The organism is Haliea sp. E1-2-M8 (assembly GCF_030649675.1).
GTDB lineage: Bacteria > Pseudomonadota > Gammaproteobacteria > Pseudomonadales > Halieaceae > Haliea.
In genome coordinates, this window is the sequence record NZ_JAUTDR010000004.1 from 80,911 (window position 1) to 95,629 (window position 14,719).

Genomic DNA, 14,719 nt, shown 5'->3' on the forward strand with positions numbered 1-14,719 from the left:
CTGCCTAGTAGTCGAGTTGCTCAATGGTCTGGTTGTGGTTGGTATAGATGCAGATATCGCCGGCGATATTCAGGCCTTTCTGCACGATGCTGCGGGCGTCCAGGTCGGTGTTTTCCAGCAGCGCACGGGCCGCGGACTGGGCGTAAGGCCCGCCGGAGCCGATGGCAATCATGTTGTCTTCCGGTTCGATCACATCGCCGTTGCCGGTGATGACCAGGGAGGTTTCCTTGTCGGCTACCGCCAGCAGGGCTTCCAGCCGGCGCAGGGAGCGCTCGGTGCGCCAGGCCTTGGCCAGCTCCACCGCGGAGCGCACCAGATTGCCCTGGTGCTTGTCCAGCTTGGCCTCGAACAGCTCAAACAGGGTGAAAGCATCCGCGGTGCCGCCGGCAAAGCCTGCGATCACCTGGTTCTTGTGCAGCCGGCGTACCTTGCGCGCGTTACCCTTCATCACGGTGTTGCCCAGGGATACCTGGCCGTCGCCGCCGATCACCACGCTGTTGCCGCGCCGCACCGAGAGAATGGTCGTGCCTCTGTACTGTTCCACAAATAGTCTCCTGTTCCGGTGGATATGGGGGGTGGTGGCAGGAATTCAAGCGCGCTGGCGGGGTGGCTCCGGAGGGCAGGCCAGGCTGACTTCAGGGGCGCCCGGCTCAGGGGCGCCCGGCTCAGGGGCGCCCGGCTCAGGGGCGCCCGGCTCAGGGGCGCCCGGCTCAGGGGCGGTCCCGCTTCATCAGCAGGGTGTCGATGTTCTGCGCGGTCGTGAGCCCGCGTGCCCGGCTCATCTCGGCGTGAGTCTGGAACGGACCGAGGTAGACCCGGAAAAAGCGTCCGTGTTCGCCGCTGGCTTCCTCTACCCGGGGTTCCAGCCCCAGCAACAGCAGCTCCGCCCGGCGCCGATCCGCGTCCGCGCGCTGGCGGAACGAGCCGGCCTGCAGGAGGAATGTCTCGCCCTGCGTCACCGCCTCGGTGCGTGGGGTTGCCACCTGGGCGGGCTCCACGTCGACCGCAATGCGCTGCTCCGGGAGCATGGTGTAGAAGTCGAAGCGCGGCTTCGGTGGGGTCTTCTCGGCGGCGGCCGTTGCCGTGGCGACGACTTCCGCGCCTGCCCCCGGGTCGGGATCTGTGCCGGCGGGGAGGGTGCCAAGATAGAGGAGAAGGCTGAGGAAAACCCCCGTAGCGACTCCGGTACCGTACCAGCGCCAGGGACTGGCGGGCGCCTGGACGGGGGTGCGGCTGGCGGCCTGGGGCTTCTTGCGCGCCCCGCTGCGGCTGCCTTTTGCGTATTCCCGGGCCATGGCTACATGGTCTCCGGCGCGCTGACGCCCAGCAGCTGCAGGCCATTGGCAATGACCTGCCGCACTGCTTCGCCCAACGCCAGGCGGGCATCGCGCAGTTCCTGCTCTTCCACCAGAACCTTGTGCGCGTTGTACCAGGAGTGAAATTCGCCGGCCAGCTCCCGCAGGTAGTTGGCGATGCTGTGGGGTTCACTGGCCAGCGCAGCGCCCGCGACCACCTCCGGGTACTGGTCCAGGCGCTTGAGCAGGGCCTTCTCGTGCTCCTCCTGCAGCCGCTCCAGCGCCGCCAGGCTGCGCGCCGGCGTCCAATCCCAGCCCTGCTCCGCCAGTTTGCGCAGCATCGAGCAGGCCCGGGCATGGGCGTACTGGAGGTAATAGACAGGGTTGTCGTTGCTCTGGGACATGGCCAGATCAATGTCGAAGGTGAGCTGGGAGCTGGGCGCCCGCGCCACCAGGAAATAGCGGGTGGCGTCGCAGCCCACTTCGTCGATCAGGTCGCGCAGGGTGACGTAGCTGCCGGCGCGCTTGGACAGCTTGACCTCGCTGCCATCGCGCATGACCGTGACCATCTGGTGCAGGACATAGTCCGGCCAGCCCTCGGGGATGCCCGATTCCAGCGCCTGCAGGCCGGCCCGCACCCGGGTCACGGTGCTGTGGTGGTCGGCGCCCTGCTCGTTGATCACCCGCTCGAAGCCGCGCTGCCATTTGTTGAAGTGGTAGGCCACGTCGGGCAGGAAATAGGTGTAGCCGCCCTCCCGCTTGCGCATCACCCGGTCCTTGTCATCCCCGAAGGCGGTGGTACGCAGCCAGAGCGCGCCGTCCTGCTCGTAGGTGTGGCCCTGGGCGATCAACCTGGCGACCGTGGCCTCGACCTCGCCGGACTCATACAGGGAGGACTCCAGGAAGTAGTGGTCGAAATGCACGGCGAAGGCCTTCAGGTCGAGATCCTGTTCCCGCCGCAGGTAGGCCACCGCAAACTCGCGGATGGCGTCGAGGTCCCCGGAGTCGCCCCTGCCGGCGACATGCCGGTCCTCCGCGTCAATCTGTTCCCCGGCGAGGTAGGCGTTCGCCACATCGCCGATATAGTCGCCGCGGTAGCCGTCCTCGGGCCAGCCCGGATCTCCGGGCCCCAGCCCCTTACAGCGCGCCTGCACCGACCGCGCCAGATTGCTGATCTGGGCGCCGGCGTCGTTGTAGTAGAACTCGCTGGCGACCGACCAGCCGGTGGCGGCCAAGAGCCGGCAGATACTGTCGCCGACCGCGGCGCCGCGGCCGTGGCCCACATGCAGGGGGCCGGTGGGATTGGCGGAGACAAACTCCACCTGCACCCGACGGCCGGCGCCCACCTCGGAGCAGCCGTAGCGGCTGCCCTGCTCCAGCACCCGCTGCACCACGGCCTGGCTGCTGCTGCTGGAGAGGAAAAAATTGATGAAGCCGGGGCCGGCGATTTCGGTCTTGCTGATGAACGGGGCGGCGGGCAGTTCCGCGCAGATCCTGGCGGCCAGGTCGCGGGGCTTTTTGCCGGCGCTTTTGGCCAGGGTCAGGGCGATATTGCTGGCGAGGTCGCCGTGGCTCGGGTCCCGGGTGCGGTCGATATTGATAGCCGGCCGGGTATCCGCGGGCAGTTCACCCGCGGCGACCAGCGCATCCAGTGCCTGTTGGATCAGCTGTGACAGTTGTTCCTTCATCTCGGGGGAGAGTACCTGCTTGGTGGAGTCGGGGGCCGCTGTGGGCAGCCTGGCAGGCGCGCATTATCGCCGTAAACGGCTGCCCATGGCCAGACCGCCGCGGGTTTCAACCCAGATCCAGCGGGTCGACGTCGATGGACCAGTTGAGGCCGTTGCGCGCCGGCAGCTGCGTCGCCTCCGCTACCAGCAGCCTCGCGGCCTGTTGCGCCTGGCGCACATCGGTCGCGGCAAGCAGCAGTTGGCTGCGAAACTTGCCGGCCCGGCGTTGCAACGGCGAAGGCAGCGGCCCGATCAGCTGGCAGCCCGCGGGCAGCCGGTCCTGGGCCTTGCGCCGCAGGGCGCCGAGGAACGCCTCTCCGGTAGTGGCATCCGCGCTGTCCGTGCGCAGCAGCAGCAGGCGGCCGCAGGGGGGCATGCCGCTCTGCTGACGCTGCTCGAGCATCCTCCGGGCCTGGGCAGCGTAGCTGTCCCGCAGCATGGCCAGCATCACCGGGTGGTCCGGGTAGTGGGTCTGCAACAGGACCCGGCCGGCGTCCCCGGCGCGCCCCGCCCTGCCCGCCACCTGGGTCAGCAGTTGCGCCATGCGCTCTTCGCCGCGGAAGTCCGCGCTGAACAGCAGCGCGTCGGCGTCGATCACCGCCACCAGGTTGACCCCGGGGAAGTGGTGTCCCTTGGTCAGCATCTGGGTGCCCAGCAGGATACAGGGCTGCCCGGTGCCGACTTCATCCACCAGCGCCTGCATGGCGCCGCGGCTTTGCATGGAGTCGCTGTCCACCCGGTGCACCGGCCAGGCGCCGAATTGCAGGCGCAGGACGTCCTCGGTCTGCTCGGTGCCCAGGCCGTTGGTCAGCAGACGGTTGCCGTGGCACTGCGGGCACTGGTTGGGCAGGCCCTCGCCCGCGGTGCAGTGATGACAGCGCAGGCGGCGTTGCCGCCGGTGCACGGTCATGCGTGCATCGCAGGCCCGGCACTGGGCAATCCAGCCGCAGTCGTGGCACTGCAGGGTCGGTGCGTAGCCGCGCCGGTTGAGGAACAGCAGGACCTGGTGGCCGGCTTCAAGGGTGCCGCGCACGGCGTCGCGCAGGGCGGCGGACATGCCGCCCTGCAATTCCTGCTTGCGTACGTCGATGGCGGCGATCGCCGGCAGTTCACCGCTGCCCGCGCGCAGGGTCAGTTGCTGGTGCCCATAGCGCCCCTGCAGCGCGTTGTGCAGAGTCTCCAGCGCAGGTGTGGCGCTGCCGAGGACCACGGTGCAGTCCTCAATCTGGGCGCGCTTGACGGCCAGGTCGCGGGCGGAATAGCGAAAGCCGTCCTGCTGCTTGAAGGAACTGTCGTGTTCTTCGTCCACGATAATCAGTCCCGGGCGCTGCAGGCTGGTAAAAATGGCCGAGCGGGTGCCGATGACGATCCCCGCGGCACCGGTGCGGGCCGCTTCCCAGGCCGCATAGCGTTCGGTGGCATTGAGGCCCGAGTGGAGCACGACAATGCCCTGGCCAAAGCGGCTGCGGAACCGCTCCAGGGTCTGCGGCGTCAGGCCTATTTCCGGAATCAGCACCAGCGCCTGCTGGCCCTGCTGCAGGCAGTGGGTGATCAGCTGCAGGTACACTTCGGTTTTGCCGCTGCCGGTGACGCCTTCCAGCAGATGGCTGGCGAAGCTGCCGTAATCCGCGAGGATTCCGCTTACCGCGGCTGCCTGGTCCGGGTTGAGCGCGAGGCCCGGTCCCGGCTGTGGCGCCATGGCTGCGGGTGGCAGGATGCAGCGTTCAGCCAGGCCCTTTTGTTCCAGCTGGCGCAGGATCGCCGTGCTGATGCCCATTTCCCTGAACACCGTGCCCGCGACAGCGCCACCCTGCTGCAACAGTTGCAGTGCCTCGGCCTGGCGCGGCGAGCGTCCCAGTGCGCCTTCGGGCAGACCCTTGCCGCGCTGGCTGAGGGTCCAGGAAGCGGCGCCGGGGGGTTGGTGTGGTTTGCCGTCGCGCAGGCCGGGGGGGAACGCGAGCTCCAGTACCTCGCCCGGAGGATGCTGGTAGTAGTCCGCCGCCCACAGGCAGAGCTGGAGCAGGGTCGGTGTCAGCAGTGCCTCGGTATCCAGCAACTCCCCGGCTTCCTTCAACGCGCTGGCAGGCAGTTCGGAGCTGGTGGCGACCTCAATCAGATAACCCTGCAGCTGCCGGCGGCCAAAGTTGACGCGCAGACGACACCCCGGTTGCAGTGCCGCGATCTCGGCCGGGCTCATCTGCGCCGGCGGCAGATAGTCGAACAGGGAGCGCAGCGGAGTCGGGATGGCGAGGCGAAGTATTGGCATTGCACCTCTCTGGGGCGGGGCTGGTGATCGTGGGGCGGGCAATAATACAGTAGCGGGGGGACTTGCGTCCGGCGCTGTGTCTGGTACTATTCGCGCCTATTTTTTCACGTCATCTCCACAAGTCCGGTGCGGTGCCCGACGGGATCGGGTGGCGGCACCAATACACAGGAGCAACACCATGAAAGCAGAAATTCACCCCAAATACGAGGCGGTCACTGCAACCTGCAGCTGCGGCAATCTCATTACTACCCGGTCCACCCGTTGCGAAGATTTTCACGTTGACGTGTGCTCGCAGTGTCACCCTTTCTTCACTGGCAAGCAGAAAGTCATGGACACCGGTGGCCGTGTCGATCGCTTCAAAAAGCGCTTCGGTGCTCGCGGCGCTACACGCCAGGAGTCCTGAGCCCTACTGCGCGAAGCGCAGCCCAACAAAAAAGCCGGGTCCCGCAAGGGTCCCGGCTTTTTTGTTGCGGCTTGTGAGCCCGGGATCTTTTCTATATTCTCGTTCGACTTTCCCGCAGGTGCCTCGAAAAGCGCGATCACGAATATGAGCAACGATTTCAGACAGGCAGCACTTGACTATCACTCGGGGCCGGTGCCGGGCAAAATCAGCATCGAGTTGACCAAACCCGCCGAAACCCAGGCTGATCTTGCCCTTGCCTACAGCCCGGGAGTTGCCGAACCCTGCAGGGAAATTGTCGCCGACCCGGAGGCTGCCTATCGCTACACCGGCAAGGGTAATCTCGTGGCGGTTATCAGCAACGGCACTGCAGTGCTGGGCCTTGGCAATCTGGGATCACTGGCGAGCAAGCCGGTCATGGAAGGCAAGGCGCTGCTGTTCAAGCGCTTCGCCGGAATCAACTCGGTGGACATCGAGGTCAATACTGAAGACGCGGCGAGCTTCATTGACACGGTCGCCAACATCGCCGACACCTTCGGCGGGATCAACCTTGAGGACATCAAGGCTCCCGAGTGCTTCGAGATCGAAGCGGAGCTGGGGCGGCGCTGCAGCATACCCATCTTTCACGACGACCAGCATGGCACTGCTATTGTCACCGCTGCGGGAATGATCAACGCGCTGGAAGTCCAAGGCAAGCGGCTACAGGATGCGGTGATTACCTGCCTGGGCGCCGGCGCCGCCGCAATAGCCTGCATGCGGCTGCTGCTGAGCATGGGCGCACGCCAGGAAAACATCTACATGCTCGACCGCCGCGGCGTGATCTATGCCGGGCGCGAGGGTGTCAACGCCTACAAGCAGGAGTTCGTCAATCATACGGACAAGCGCAGCCTGAGCGATGCGGTCAAGGGGGCAGACGTGTTCGTCGGCCTGTCCGGCGCGGATCTGCTGAGCGCGGAAATGCTGCTGTCGATGGCCGATCGGCCGGTGGTGTTTGCCTGCTCCAATCCGGACCCGGAGATTCGGCCCGAACTGGCTCACAGCGTCCGCGACGACCTGATTCTGGCGACCGGCCGCTCCGACTATCCCAACCAGGTCAATAACGTGCTGGGGTTCCCGTTTATTTTCCGCGGTGCCCTGGACGTCCGTGCGAGTGCCATCAACGAAGCCATGAAGGTAGCTGCGGTGAAGGCGCTCAGCGAGCTGGCGCGCGAGCCGGTGCCGCCCTCGGTGCTGGCCGCCTGCGGTGAAACCGAGCTGTCCTTTGGCCCGCGTTACATTATCCCCAAGCCGATGGACCCGCGGCTGCTGGAGCGCATTGCGCCGGCGGTAGCCAGGGCTGCGGTGGACAGCGGCGTTTCCCGGATACCCTACCCCGTGGGCTACGCGCCCACCATGGGCACCCTGCTCTGAGATTGCCGGGCGGCGACCCCGCCGCCCTTCAGAAGATATCCTTTATCAGCTGATCATTGGTTCTGCCACCCGTGCGCGGTTGCTCGCCGTCACCTGCCGGTGGTGGAACCCGCTCCTCCCGGAAGTACTCAAAGATGGCATTCTCCTGGCCCGGGCGGGCGAGGAGTCCGGTGTCGGGGTCGATGCGGACGTGGACGACACCCGGCGGCAGTGGGCGTTCCGCATCCGGGCTGTCGCGCAGCGCAATCCGCATGTAGTCGATCCAGATCGGCAATGCCGCCGTACCGCCGAATTCCCGTCGACCCAGCGGGGTGTAGTTGTCGAAGCCTACCCAGGCCGTGGTCACGACATCCCTGTTGTAGCCGGAGAACCAGGCATCCATGGGTCCGTTGGTGGTTCCGGTCTTGCCCGCGAGGTCGTTGCGGCCCAGGGCCAGTGCCCGGCGGCCAGTGCCGCGTTTGATGACGTCCTGCAGGATGCTGTTGAGAATGAAGTTGATCCGCTCCTCCATGACCCGTTCGGCCTGTGGTGGTTGGGTGCTGTCGGGTACGCCCGCCAGAATCTCCTCCATCCGCAGCTCCCGCTCATCCTGCGCCGGGCTGACAGCGTCCTCGCAGTTCCGGCACACGGTGGCCGGCATGGCCTGGTAAATCGTGTTGCCATCGACATCTTCCACCTGCTCAACGAGCCACGGCGTGACTGCATAGCCGCCATTTGCCAGTACCGAGTAGGCGCTTGCGAGCTCCAGCGGGGTCATCTCGTGGGTGCCCAGGGCGATAGACAGGTCCCGGGGAAATTCGCTGGTGTCGATACCTAACTGCTGTACATGGTTCAACAGCTTGGGCACGCCAATCTGCTGCAGCAGGCGGATGGATACCAGGTTGCGGGACTGGGTCAGGGCCCAGCGCAGGCGGGTGGGGCCGTAGAAGCGGCCGCCGTCGTTTTCCGGGCGCCAGATATCTTCCAGCGAGGCGTCCTGTAATACCACCGGAGCATCGTTGATAATGCTGGCGGCGGTAAAACCGGCGTCCAGGGCGGCGCTGTAGACGAATGGCTTGAAGTTGGAGCCAGGCTGGCGCCGGGCCTGGGTGGCGCGATTGAACTTGCTGTTCTCGAAACCCATGCCGCCGACAATGCTGACAATCGCTCCGTTGTCCGGGTTCAGGGAGACCAGCGCCGCCTGGGCGGCCGGCACCTGGGCCAGCTGCCAGCCGCCGTCCTCCCGTGGCTGGACCCGGATAAGGTCGCCTACACTGACCACGTCCTTCACGCTTTGCGGGGCCCGGCCCACCGAATTCTCCGAAAGATAGGGGCTGGCCTGGCGCAGGCCGTTCTCCCAGAGCAGGATGTCGCTGCTGCCGTCGCGGAACAGGATGCTGGCCTGCTGGTCTCCGAGCTCAGTCACAATGACCGGCGTCAGCCCCGCCTCTATCGGCGTCTCTGCCAGCGCGACCTTCCACAGGGCCATGGCCTCCGCTGCGCTGCCCTCCGCCGGTGGCGGTAGCTGACGCTCAGCGCCGCGGTAGCCATGACGTTTGTCGTAGGTTATGAGCCCGTGCACGACAGTATCTTGCGCCAGCTGCTGCAGTTCACTGCTGATGCTGGTGTAGACATTGTAGCCGTCGGTGTACGCCGCCATGCCGAAGCGATCCAGCATCTCCTGGCGCGCCATTTCCGCCGCATAGTGCGCGGCGAAACTCAGTTTTGCTCCGTGATGGGTTGCGCTGACCGGCTCTGCCACGGCTTCGGACCAGGCCTCGCGATCAATGTAGCCGAGGCCGAGCATGCGGCCGAGGATCCAGTTGCGCCGCTCCAGGCTCGCCTCGGGGCCGCTGATCGGGTTGTTGCGCGACGGCGCCTTGGGTATGCCGGCCAGCATTGCATGTTGGGCCAGGCTCAGCTCACGGATGGTGGTGCCGTAGTACACCTGTGCTGCGGCCTCAAAGCCGTAGGAGCGGTGGCCGAGGAAGACCCGGTTGAAGTAGAGCTCAAAGATTTCCTCTTTTTCCAGCGTCCGCTCGATCTGGACTGCCAACAGGATTTCGTTGAACTTGCGCATGAAGGTGCGCTCGAGACTCAGGAAATAGTTGCGCGCCACCTGCATGGTGAGGGTACTGCCGCCCGAGCCCTTCTCACCGGTGAGCGCAAGTTCCGACACCGCCCGCATGAGACCGGCAAAGTCCACGCCCCGGTGGCGGAAAAAGCGGTCGTCCTCCGCCGCGAGCAGGGCCTGGATGAACTGTTCCGGGATTTCGTCGAAGTGCAACGGGTTGCGCTTCTGCTCCCCGAACTGGCCGATCAGGTCGCCTTCACGGGTGAATACCTGCATCGGGGTCTGCAGTTTGACGTCCCGCAAAGTCGCGACGTCGGGCAATCCGGGATTGAGATACAGATAGACGCCGGCCAAAAGCCAGCTGGCCGCAAGAATTCCCAGCAGGGAGCAGCGCAATAAAAAACGGAGGAACTTCATTTATCCCTTTACAAAGCAGTGACTTGTATTACTGTAGGTTCGAAGGGTAGCGCTATCGATTGGTAATTATAAGCTTATTTTGCTTTTTGATTGCAGGATTGATTATGCTATACCTATAATTAATGTAGTGGAGTATAAAAACAACCTAAGTGAGTGAAACTCATAGGAAAATGTTTTGCTGGGGATACTAGGGAAGAAAAGGTCGGCGCCGGTGCTGGGGTTGGATATTAGCTCCACCACCGTGAAACTGCTCGAGCTCAGCCAGTCCGGCGGTCGTTACCGGGTGGAAAGCTACGCAGTGACATCGCTGCCGGTAGACGCGGTCATTGAGAAAAACGTCAATGACATCGAGGGTGTGACCAACGCCATCCGCACCGTCGTGGCCCAGTCCCGAACCAAGTTGAAGACCGCAGCCGCGGCGGTTGCCGGTTCATCGGTCATCACCAAGGTGATCGACATGCCCGCCGGGCTCAGTGACGATGAACTGGAAACCCAGCTCACCCTGGAAGCGGATCAATACATTCCCTACCCGCTGGATGAAGTGGCCATTGATTTCGAAATTCAGGGGCCCTCGCCGGAGCGCGCCAACCAGGTAGAAGTACTCCTTGCGGCCTGCCGTCGCGAAACCATCGATTCCCGGGTGGACGCTATCGAGGGCGCCGAGCTTAAGGCCCGGATCATGGATGTCGAGGCCTACGCCATGGAGCGCGCCTACGGCCTGATCCGACGCCAGCTTGACCTGGAAATGGAGAGCATGGTTGCGGTGGTGGATATCGGCGCCACCATGACCACTCTCAGCGTGCTCAATAACGGCCAGACCATTTACACCCGCGAACAGCTTTTCGGCGGCAAGCAGCTTACCGACGAGATCATGCGCCGCTACGGGCTGCCCCTGGAAGAGGCCGGATTGGCCAAGAAGCAGGGTGGGTTGCCCGACGACTATGAGCCGGAGGTGCTGATCCCGTTCAAGGACGCCGTGGTGCAGCAGGTGGCGCGGTCCCTGCAGTTCTTCTTCTCCTCCAGTCAGTTCAACGATGTGGATTACATCATTCTCGCTGGTGGCGTGTCCTCCATGGAAGGTCTTGTTGACCTGGTGCAGGACAAGCTGGGGACACCGACGGCTGTGGCCAACCCCTTCGCCGAAATGACCATTTCCTCGCGGGTCAATGCCGTTGCCCTGAGTAGCGATGCGCCGGCCATGATGATTGCCTGCGGCCTGGCCCTGCGGAGCTTTGACTAATGGCGCAAATCAACCTCCTGCCCTGGCGCGAAGAACGCCGCGCCGAGCGCAAGAAGGAGTTCCTGATCCTGCTGGCGTTCGTGGTCGCCGTAGGGGCGGGCCTGGTAATGCTCGGTGACCGCATCGTCAACGGCCAGATCGAGCACCAGAAGGCGCGCAACGAGTATCTGACTCAAGAGATCCGGGTGCTGGACAAGAAAGTTGAGGAAATCAAGGATCTGCAGCGGCGGCGCAACCAGCTGGTGGAACGCATGCGCGTGATCCAGGAACTGCAGGGCAACCGCCCGATCATTGTTCGGGTACTGGACCAGTTGGTTCGAACCGTTCCGGATGGCGTTTTCTACACCAGCCTTGGCAGCAAGGACAACCTGATCAGTATCACCGGCATAGCAGAGTCCAACAACCGGGTCTCCAGTCTGATGCGACGGCTGGATGGGTCAGACTGGTTGCAGCAGCCCAACCTCGATTCGGTGCGCGCGGCGACCCAGTATGGGGATCAGGCGGCAACGTTCAACCTGAAGGTCAAGGTGCAGTTGCCTGCATCCGACAACGGCGCGGGAGAATAGGTTGTGGCACTCGAAGATACTCTCCGGTCGCTGAAGGAATTTGATGTCAACGACATCGATTTCGACAACATCGGTTCCTGGCCGACGGGCGTCAAGGTGGTGCTCTGCGCGCTGTTGCTCATCGCCGTGCTGGTGGCCGGGTATTACTTCCATATCAAGGAGCTGCAGCTGCAGTTCGATCGGGTGCAGGCGGAAGAGAGCCGCCTGCGCCAGGATTTCGAGAAGAAGGCTTTTGAGGCAGCCAATCTGGAGGCCTACAAGGAGCAGATGGTAGAAATGGAAGAGTCCTTCGGCGCCCTGGTCAGCCAGCTGCCCAGCGATACCGAAGTTCCTGGCCTGCTGGAGGACATTACCAACAAGGGCCTGATGAATGGTTTGGAAATCAACAGCATCAACCTCCAGGCAGAGCAGGCGCGCGAGTTTTACGTTGAGCTGCCAATAGCCATTACCGCCACCGGTTCCTACCATGACCTTGGAGCTTTCATCAGCGGGATGGCCGGCCTGCCACGCATCGTGACATTGCACGACTTTTCTATCACTGCGCGGTCCGCCAACAGTAATGCTCTCAACCTGAGCATCACTGCCAAGACCTACCGCTACAAGGATGGAGAGGGCTGATATGAGCAAGGTGTGGCGTCTGGCCTTGACGGCGGTGTCTGCAGCCCTGCTGAGCGCTTGTGGTGGGGATAATTTCGACGACCTCGACGCGTTCATGGCGGAGAAGCGCGCGCGTCCCGGCGGGATCATAGCGCCGATCCCGACCTTCCCGGCCTATGAGGCATTTTCCTATAGTGCCACTGCCCTGCGCAGCCCCTTCGATCGCCCGGTGGAGGTGCGTGATATCACCCAAATGCAGGCCATCAGCGCGATCGAGCCCGATGAGAACCGGGCCAAGGAGTTTCTGGAGCAGTTTACCTTCGACTCGCTTGCGATGGTTGGCTCCCTGGAGCGCGGTGGTACCCAGTGGACCCTGGTCAGGGATCCCGAGGGTGGCGTACACCGCGTCCGCTTGGGGAATTTCCTGGGGCGCAATCACGGCAAGGTCGTCGAGATGACGGATACATACGTCGCCGTGGTGGAAATAGTCAGTGACGGTAGCGCGGACGGGTGGGTCGAGCGCCCGCGGACAATCGAATTGAGCGGTATCTGACGCAGGGGCCATTGGTGACAGCCATGTTGAATATAACAGCGAATTTGGGGAAGAATACCGTGACAGAAGGATCTTGCAGACGCGGGTTGGGACTGCAACATCTGGCAGCAATGCTGGTTTTCAGTCTCCTGGCGCAGGCCGTTTACGCGGCTCCGACGGTAACTGACATCGAGTTTGCCTCCCGCCCCGGCAGCAAGTTCGAGGTGCGTCTGGATTTCGACGAAACTCCCCCGGAAATGCAGGCCTACACCATTGAGAAGCCGGCCCGGATCGCGATCGATTTCCCCGGCACCCGCAGTGCCCTGCCGCGCAAGAGCTACTCCCTGCCCTACGGCAACGCCACCGGGGTCGTGGTGCTGGAGTCCGGGGATCGCACCCGCATGGTACTCAACCTGGTCAAACTGGTGCCCTACGAGACCCGTGTGGAAGGGAACAGCCTGTATCTTGTGGTCGGTCAGGGCGACAGCGGCGATTACGTCAAGCCGTCGAGTGACCCCAACCGCCTGATCTCCCGGGTCGAAGAGGTAACCCGGGAACGCTCCAGTATCACCGATCTGCAGTTCCAGCGCACTGGAGCCGGTGAGGGTCGGCTGACTCTCGAGCTGAGCAACCCCTCGGTCGACGTCAACGTCTTCAGCGAGCGCGGGGATATCAGCGTGCAATTCCTGGATACCAGCGTCCCGGAGCGCCTGATGCGGCGCTACGATGTGACTGACTTCGCCACGCCGGTGACCAGCGTTGACGTCAACAGTACCGAGCGCGGCGCAATCCTGACCCTGAAGACGGCGGGCGAGTTTGATTACCTGGCTTACCAGACCGATAACCAGTACGTGCTGGCAGTCAAGCCCCTGTCGAGAAAGGAACAGGAGGATCGCCGGGAAGAATTCGACTACGTGGGTGAACGGATTTCACTGAACTTCCAGGACATTGAGGTTCGGGCAGTGCTACAGCTGATCGCCGATTTCACCGAGCTCAACCTGGTGGCCAGCGATACCGTCTCCGGGCGCATCACCCTGCGCCTGCAGAATGTTCCCTGGGACCAGGCACTGGAGCTGGTGCTGCGCACCAAGGGTCTGGACAAGCGCCAGGTCGGCAACGTGCTGATGGTGGCTCCGGCCGCGGAAATTGCCGAGCGCGAACGGCAGCAGATTGAAGCCAACAAGCAGATCGCCGAGCTGGCCCCCCTGCAGAGTGAATTCATCCGCATTCGCTATGCCAGCGCCGCCAGCGTGGTCAATCTGTTCGAGGCGGGCTCCGAGGAGGGTGGCAGCCTGATCTCCTCCCGCGGCTCGGTGATCGTCGAACCGCGCACCAATTCCCTGATCGTGACCGAGACGGCAGCCAAGCTGGCGGAGATTCGCGAGCTGATCGACCTGGTGGACATCCCCATTCGCCAGGTCATGATCGAGGCCCGCATCGTGATTGCCCAGTCCGACCTGGAGAAGGAGCTGGGTATCGAGTGGGGTGGTGGCTTCGTGGAGAACGACTTCAACGGTAATGCCTTGTCAGTCTCCGGCGACACGACGAGTGTCGCCGCGCTCAACCAGTCGGTGATCGACGGCACCGCCTCCAGCGTTACCTTTCCAGGCGCCCTGATGGTGGATCTCGGTGTGTCCGGCAAGGCCGGCGGCTTTGCCGTGGGCTTTACCAGCGAGGACCTGTTTCTGACCGCGGAGCTGTCGGCGCTGGAGGCTGCGGGTACCGGTGAGGTCGTCTCCCAGCCCAAGGTGATCACCGGAGACAAGCAGCAGGCGGTGATCAAGTCCGGCGCCGAGATTCCCTATCAGGAAGGTTCGCTCAGCGGCCAGAACACCACCTCCTTCAAGGAAGCGGTACTGCAGCTGGAAGTGACTCCCAACATCACCCCTGACGACCGCATCCTGCTGGACCTGAAGATTACCCAGGATTCGGTGGGCGAGCTCGTGCCCAGTGGCCAGGGCGGCTTCATCCCGTCCATCGACACCACGGAGCTGACCACCCAGGTACTGGTGGGCAACGGTGAGACAGTAGTTCTGGGCGGCGTATTCCGGACCGAGAATATCCAGTCCGTGAGCAAGGTCCCGTTCTTTGGCGACATCCCCTACGTCGGGGCCCTGTTCCGCAATGAGTCTAACTCCAAGACCAAGACGGAGACGCTGATCTTCATCACCCCGCGAATTCTCGCTGACAGCCTGCTCGATTAGGGGGCCAACCGC

At 63.7% G+C, this 14,719-nt stretch carries 13 protein-coding genes; 8 read left to right on the top strand and 5 right to left on the bottom strand.

The features are described 5' to 3' along the window. Positions 1–4 precede the first annotated feature (4 nt). The gene (gene hslV / locus Q6D67_RS04570; protein WP_304704402.1) at positions 5–544 is read right to left on the bottom strand and encodes an ATP-dependent protease subunit HslV; all 540 of its coding nucleotides are present in this window, start codon (positions 542–544) and stop codon (positions 5–7) included. 24 nt (positions 545–568) lie between these two features. On the opposite strand from hslV, the gene Q6D67_RS21725 reads away from it, so the two are divergent. After that, the gene (locus Q6D67_RS21725) at positions 569–763 is read left to right on the top strand and encodes a pentapeptide repeat-containing protein (RefSeq protein ID WP_370551919.1); all 195 of its coding nucleotides are present in this window, start codon (positions 569–571) and stop codon (positions 761–763) included. On the opposite strand, the gene Q6D67_RS04575 is transcribed toward Q6D67_RS21725, so the two are convergent. The 3 genes from Q6D67_RS04575 to Q6D67_RS04585 form a co-directional block, all read right to left on the bottom strand. Continuing rightward, a complete protein-coding gene (locus Q6D67_RS04575; RefSeq protein WP_304704403.1) occupies positions 711–1,295 on the bottom strand; it encodes an SPOR domain-containing protein in 585 nt (194 codons plus the stop codon). The two genes, Q6D67_RS21725 and Q6D67_RS04575, sit on opposite strands and share 53 nt — an antisense overlap. A 2-nt stretch (positions 1,296–1,297) precedes the next feature. Further along, on the bottom strand, positions 1,298–2,983 hold the full coding sequence (gene argS / locus Q6D67_RS04580) for an arginine--tRNA ligase (protein WP_304704404.1): 1,686 nt from the start codon (positions 2,981–2,983) through the stop codon (positions 1,298–1,300). Positions 2,984–3,089: 106 nt separating this feature from the next. After that, the gene (locus tag Q6D67_RS04585) at positions 3,090–5,288 is read right to left on the bottom strand and encodes a primosomal protein N' (RefSeq protein WP_304704405.1); all 2,199 of its coding nucleotides are present in this window, start codon (positions 5,286–5,288) and stop codon (positions 3,090–3,092) included. Between the two features lie 178 nt (positions 5,289–5,466). On the opposite strand from Q6D67_RS04585, the gene rpmE reads away from it, so the two are divergent. Together rpmE and Q6D67_RS04595 are read left to right on the top strand one after the other, a co-directional pair. Beyond that, positions 5,467–5,691, top strand: coding sequence for a 50S ribosomal protein L31 (rpmE, locus tag Q6D67_RS04590; RefSeq protein ID WP_304704406.1), 225 nt, complete (start codon positions 5,467–5,469; stop codon positions 5,689–5,691). 144 nt (positions 5,692–5,835) lie between these two features. Next, positions 5,836–7,098 carry a malic enzyme-like NAD(P)-binding protein gene (locus Q6D67_RS04595; protein WP_304704407.1) on the top strand — a complete coding sequence of 421 codons (1,263 nt, stop codon included), beginning with the start codon at positions 5,836–5,838 and terminating at the stop codon, positions 7,096–7,098. 28 nt (positions 7,099–7,126) lie between these two features. Here Q6D67_RS04595 and Q6D67_RS04600 read toward each other — a convergent pair whose 3' ends face one another. Then, entirely contained in the window at positions 7,127–9,568 is a 2,442-nt protein-coding gene (locus Q6D67_RS04600; protein WP_304704408.1) for a penicillin-binding protein 1A, read from the bottom strand. Positions 9,569–9,746: 178 nt separating this feature from the next. Between Q6D67_RS04600 and Q6D67_RS04605 the strand changes: the two genes are divergently transcribed. The 5 genes from Q6D67_RS04605 to pilQ all read left to right on the top strand — a co-directional run bounded on the left by Q6D67_RS04605 (position 9,747) and on the right by pilQ (position 14,707). Then, positions 9,747–10,808, top strand: coding sequence for a pilus assembly protein PilM (locus Q6D67_RS04605; protein WP_304704542.1), 1,062 nt, complete (start codon positions 9,747–9,749; stop codon positions 10,806–10,808). Beyond that, positions 10,808–11,374, top strand: a complete 567-nt coding sequence (locus Q6D67_RS04610) for a PilN domain-containing protein (protein ID WP_304704409.1) — start codon at positions 10,808–10,810, stop codon at positions 11,372–11,374. The genes Q6D67_RS04605 and Q6D67_RS04610 overlap by 1 nt, the downstream gene beginning before the upstream one ends. A 3-nt stretch (positions 11,375–11,377) precedes the next feature. Beyond that, positions 11,378–11,992: a type 4a pilus biogenesis protein PilO gene (locus Q6D67_RS04615; RefSeq protein WP_304704410.1), complete on the top strand. Its 615-nt coding sequence runs from the start codon at positions 11,378–11,380 to the stop codon at positions 11,990–11,992. 1 nt (position 11,993) lies between these two features. Then, positions 11,994–12,524, top strand: coding sequence for a pilus assembly protein PilP (locus Q6D67_RS04620; RefSeq protein ID WP_304704411.1), 531 nt, complete (start codon positions 11,994–11,996; stop codon positions 12,522–12,524). Positions 12,525–12,634: 110 nt separating this feature from the next. Continuing rightward, positions 12,635–14,707, top strand: coding sequence for a type IV pilus secretin PilQ (gene pilQ, locus Q6D67_RS04625; RefSeq protein WP_304704543.1), 2,073 nt, complete (start codon positions 12,635–12,637; stop codon positions 14,705–14,707). Positions 14,708–14,719 lie beyond the last annotated feature (12 nt).

Excerpts from the sequence above, each read along its gene's own strand:
- Q6D67_RS21725 (WP_370551919.1), top strand. The coding sequence starts at position 569 with ATGGGGGGTGGTGGCAGGAATTCAAGCGCGCTGGCGGGGTGGCTCCGG.
- Q6D67_RS04575 (WP_304704403.1), bottom strand. The coding sequence starts at position 1,295 with ATGGCCCGGGAATACGCAAAAGGCAGCCGCAGCGGGGCGCGCAAGAAG.
- argS (WP_304704404.1), bottom strand. The coding sequence starts at position 2,983 with ATGAAGGAACAACTGTCACAGCTGATCCAACAGGCACTGGATGCGCTG.
- Q6D67_RS04585 (WP_304704405.1), bottom strand. The coding sequence starts at position 5,288 with ATGCCAATACTTCGCCTCGCCATCCCGACTCCGCTGCGCTCCCTGTTC.
- rpmE (WP_304704406.1), top strand. The coding sequence starts at position 5,467 with ATGAAAGCAGAAATTCACCCCAAATACGAGGCGGTCACTGCAACCTGC.
- Q6D67_RS04595 (WP_304704407.1), top strand. The coding sequence starts at position 5,836 with ATGAGCAACGATTTCAGACAGGCAGCACTTGACTATCACTCGGGGCCG.
- Q6D67_RS04600 (WP_304704408.1), bottom strand. The coding sequence starts at position 9,568 with ATGAAGTTCCTCCGTTTTTTATTGCGCTGCTCCCTGCTGGGAATTCTT.
- Q6D67_RS04610 (WP_304704409.1), top strand. The coding sequence starts at position 10,808 with ATGGCGCAAATCAACCTCCTGCCCTGGCGCGAAGAACGCCGCGCCGAG.
- Q6D67_RS04620 (WP_304704411.1), top strand. The coding sequence starts at position 11,994 with ATGAGCAAGGTGTGGCGTCTGGCCTTGACGGCGGTGTCTGCAGCCCTG.
- pilQ (WP_304704543.1), top strand. The coding sequence starts at position 12,635 with ATGCTGGTTTTCAGTCTCCTGGCGCAGGCCGTTTACGCGGCTCCGACG.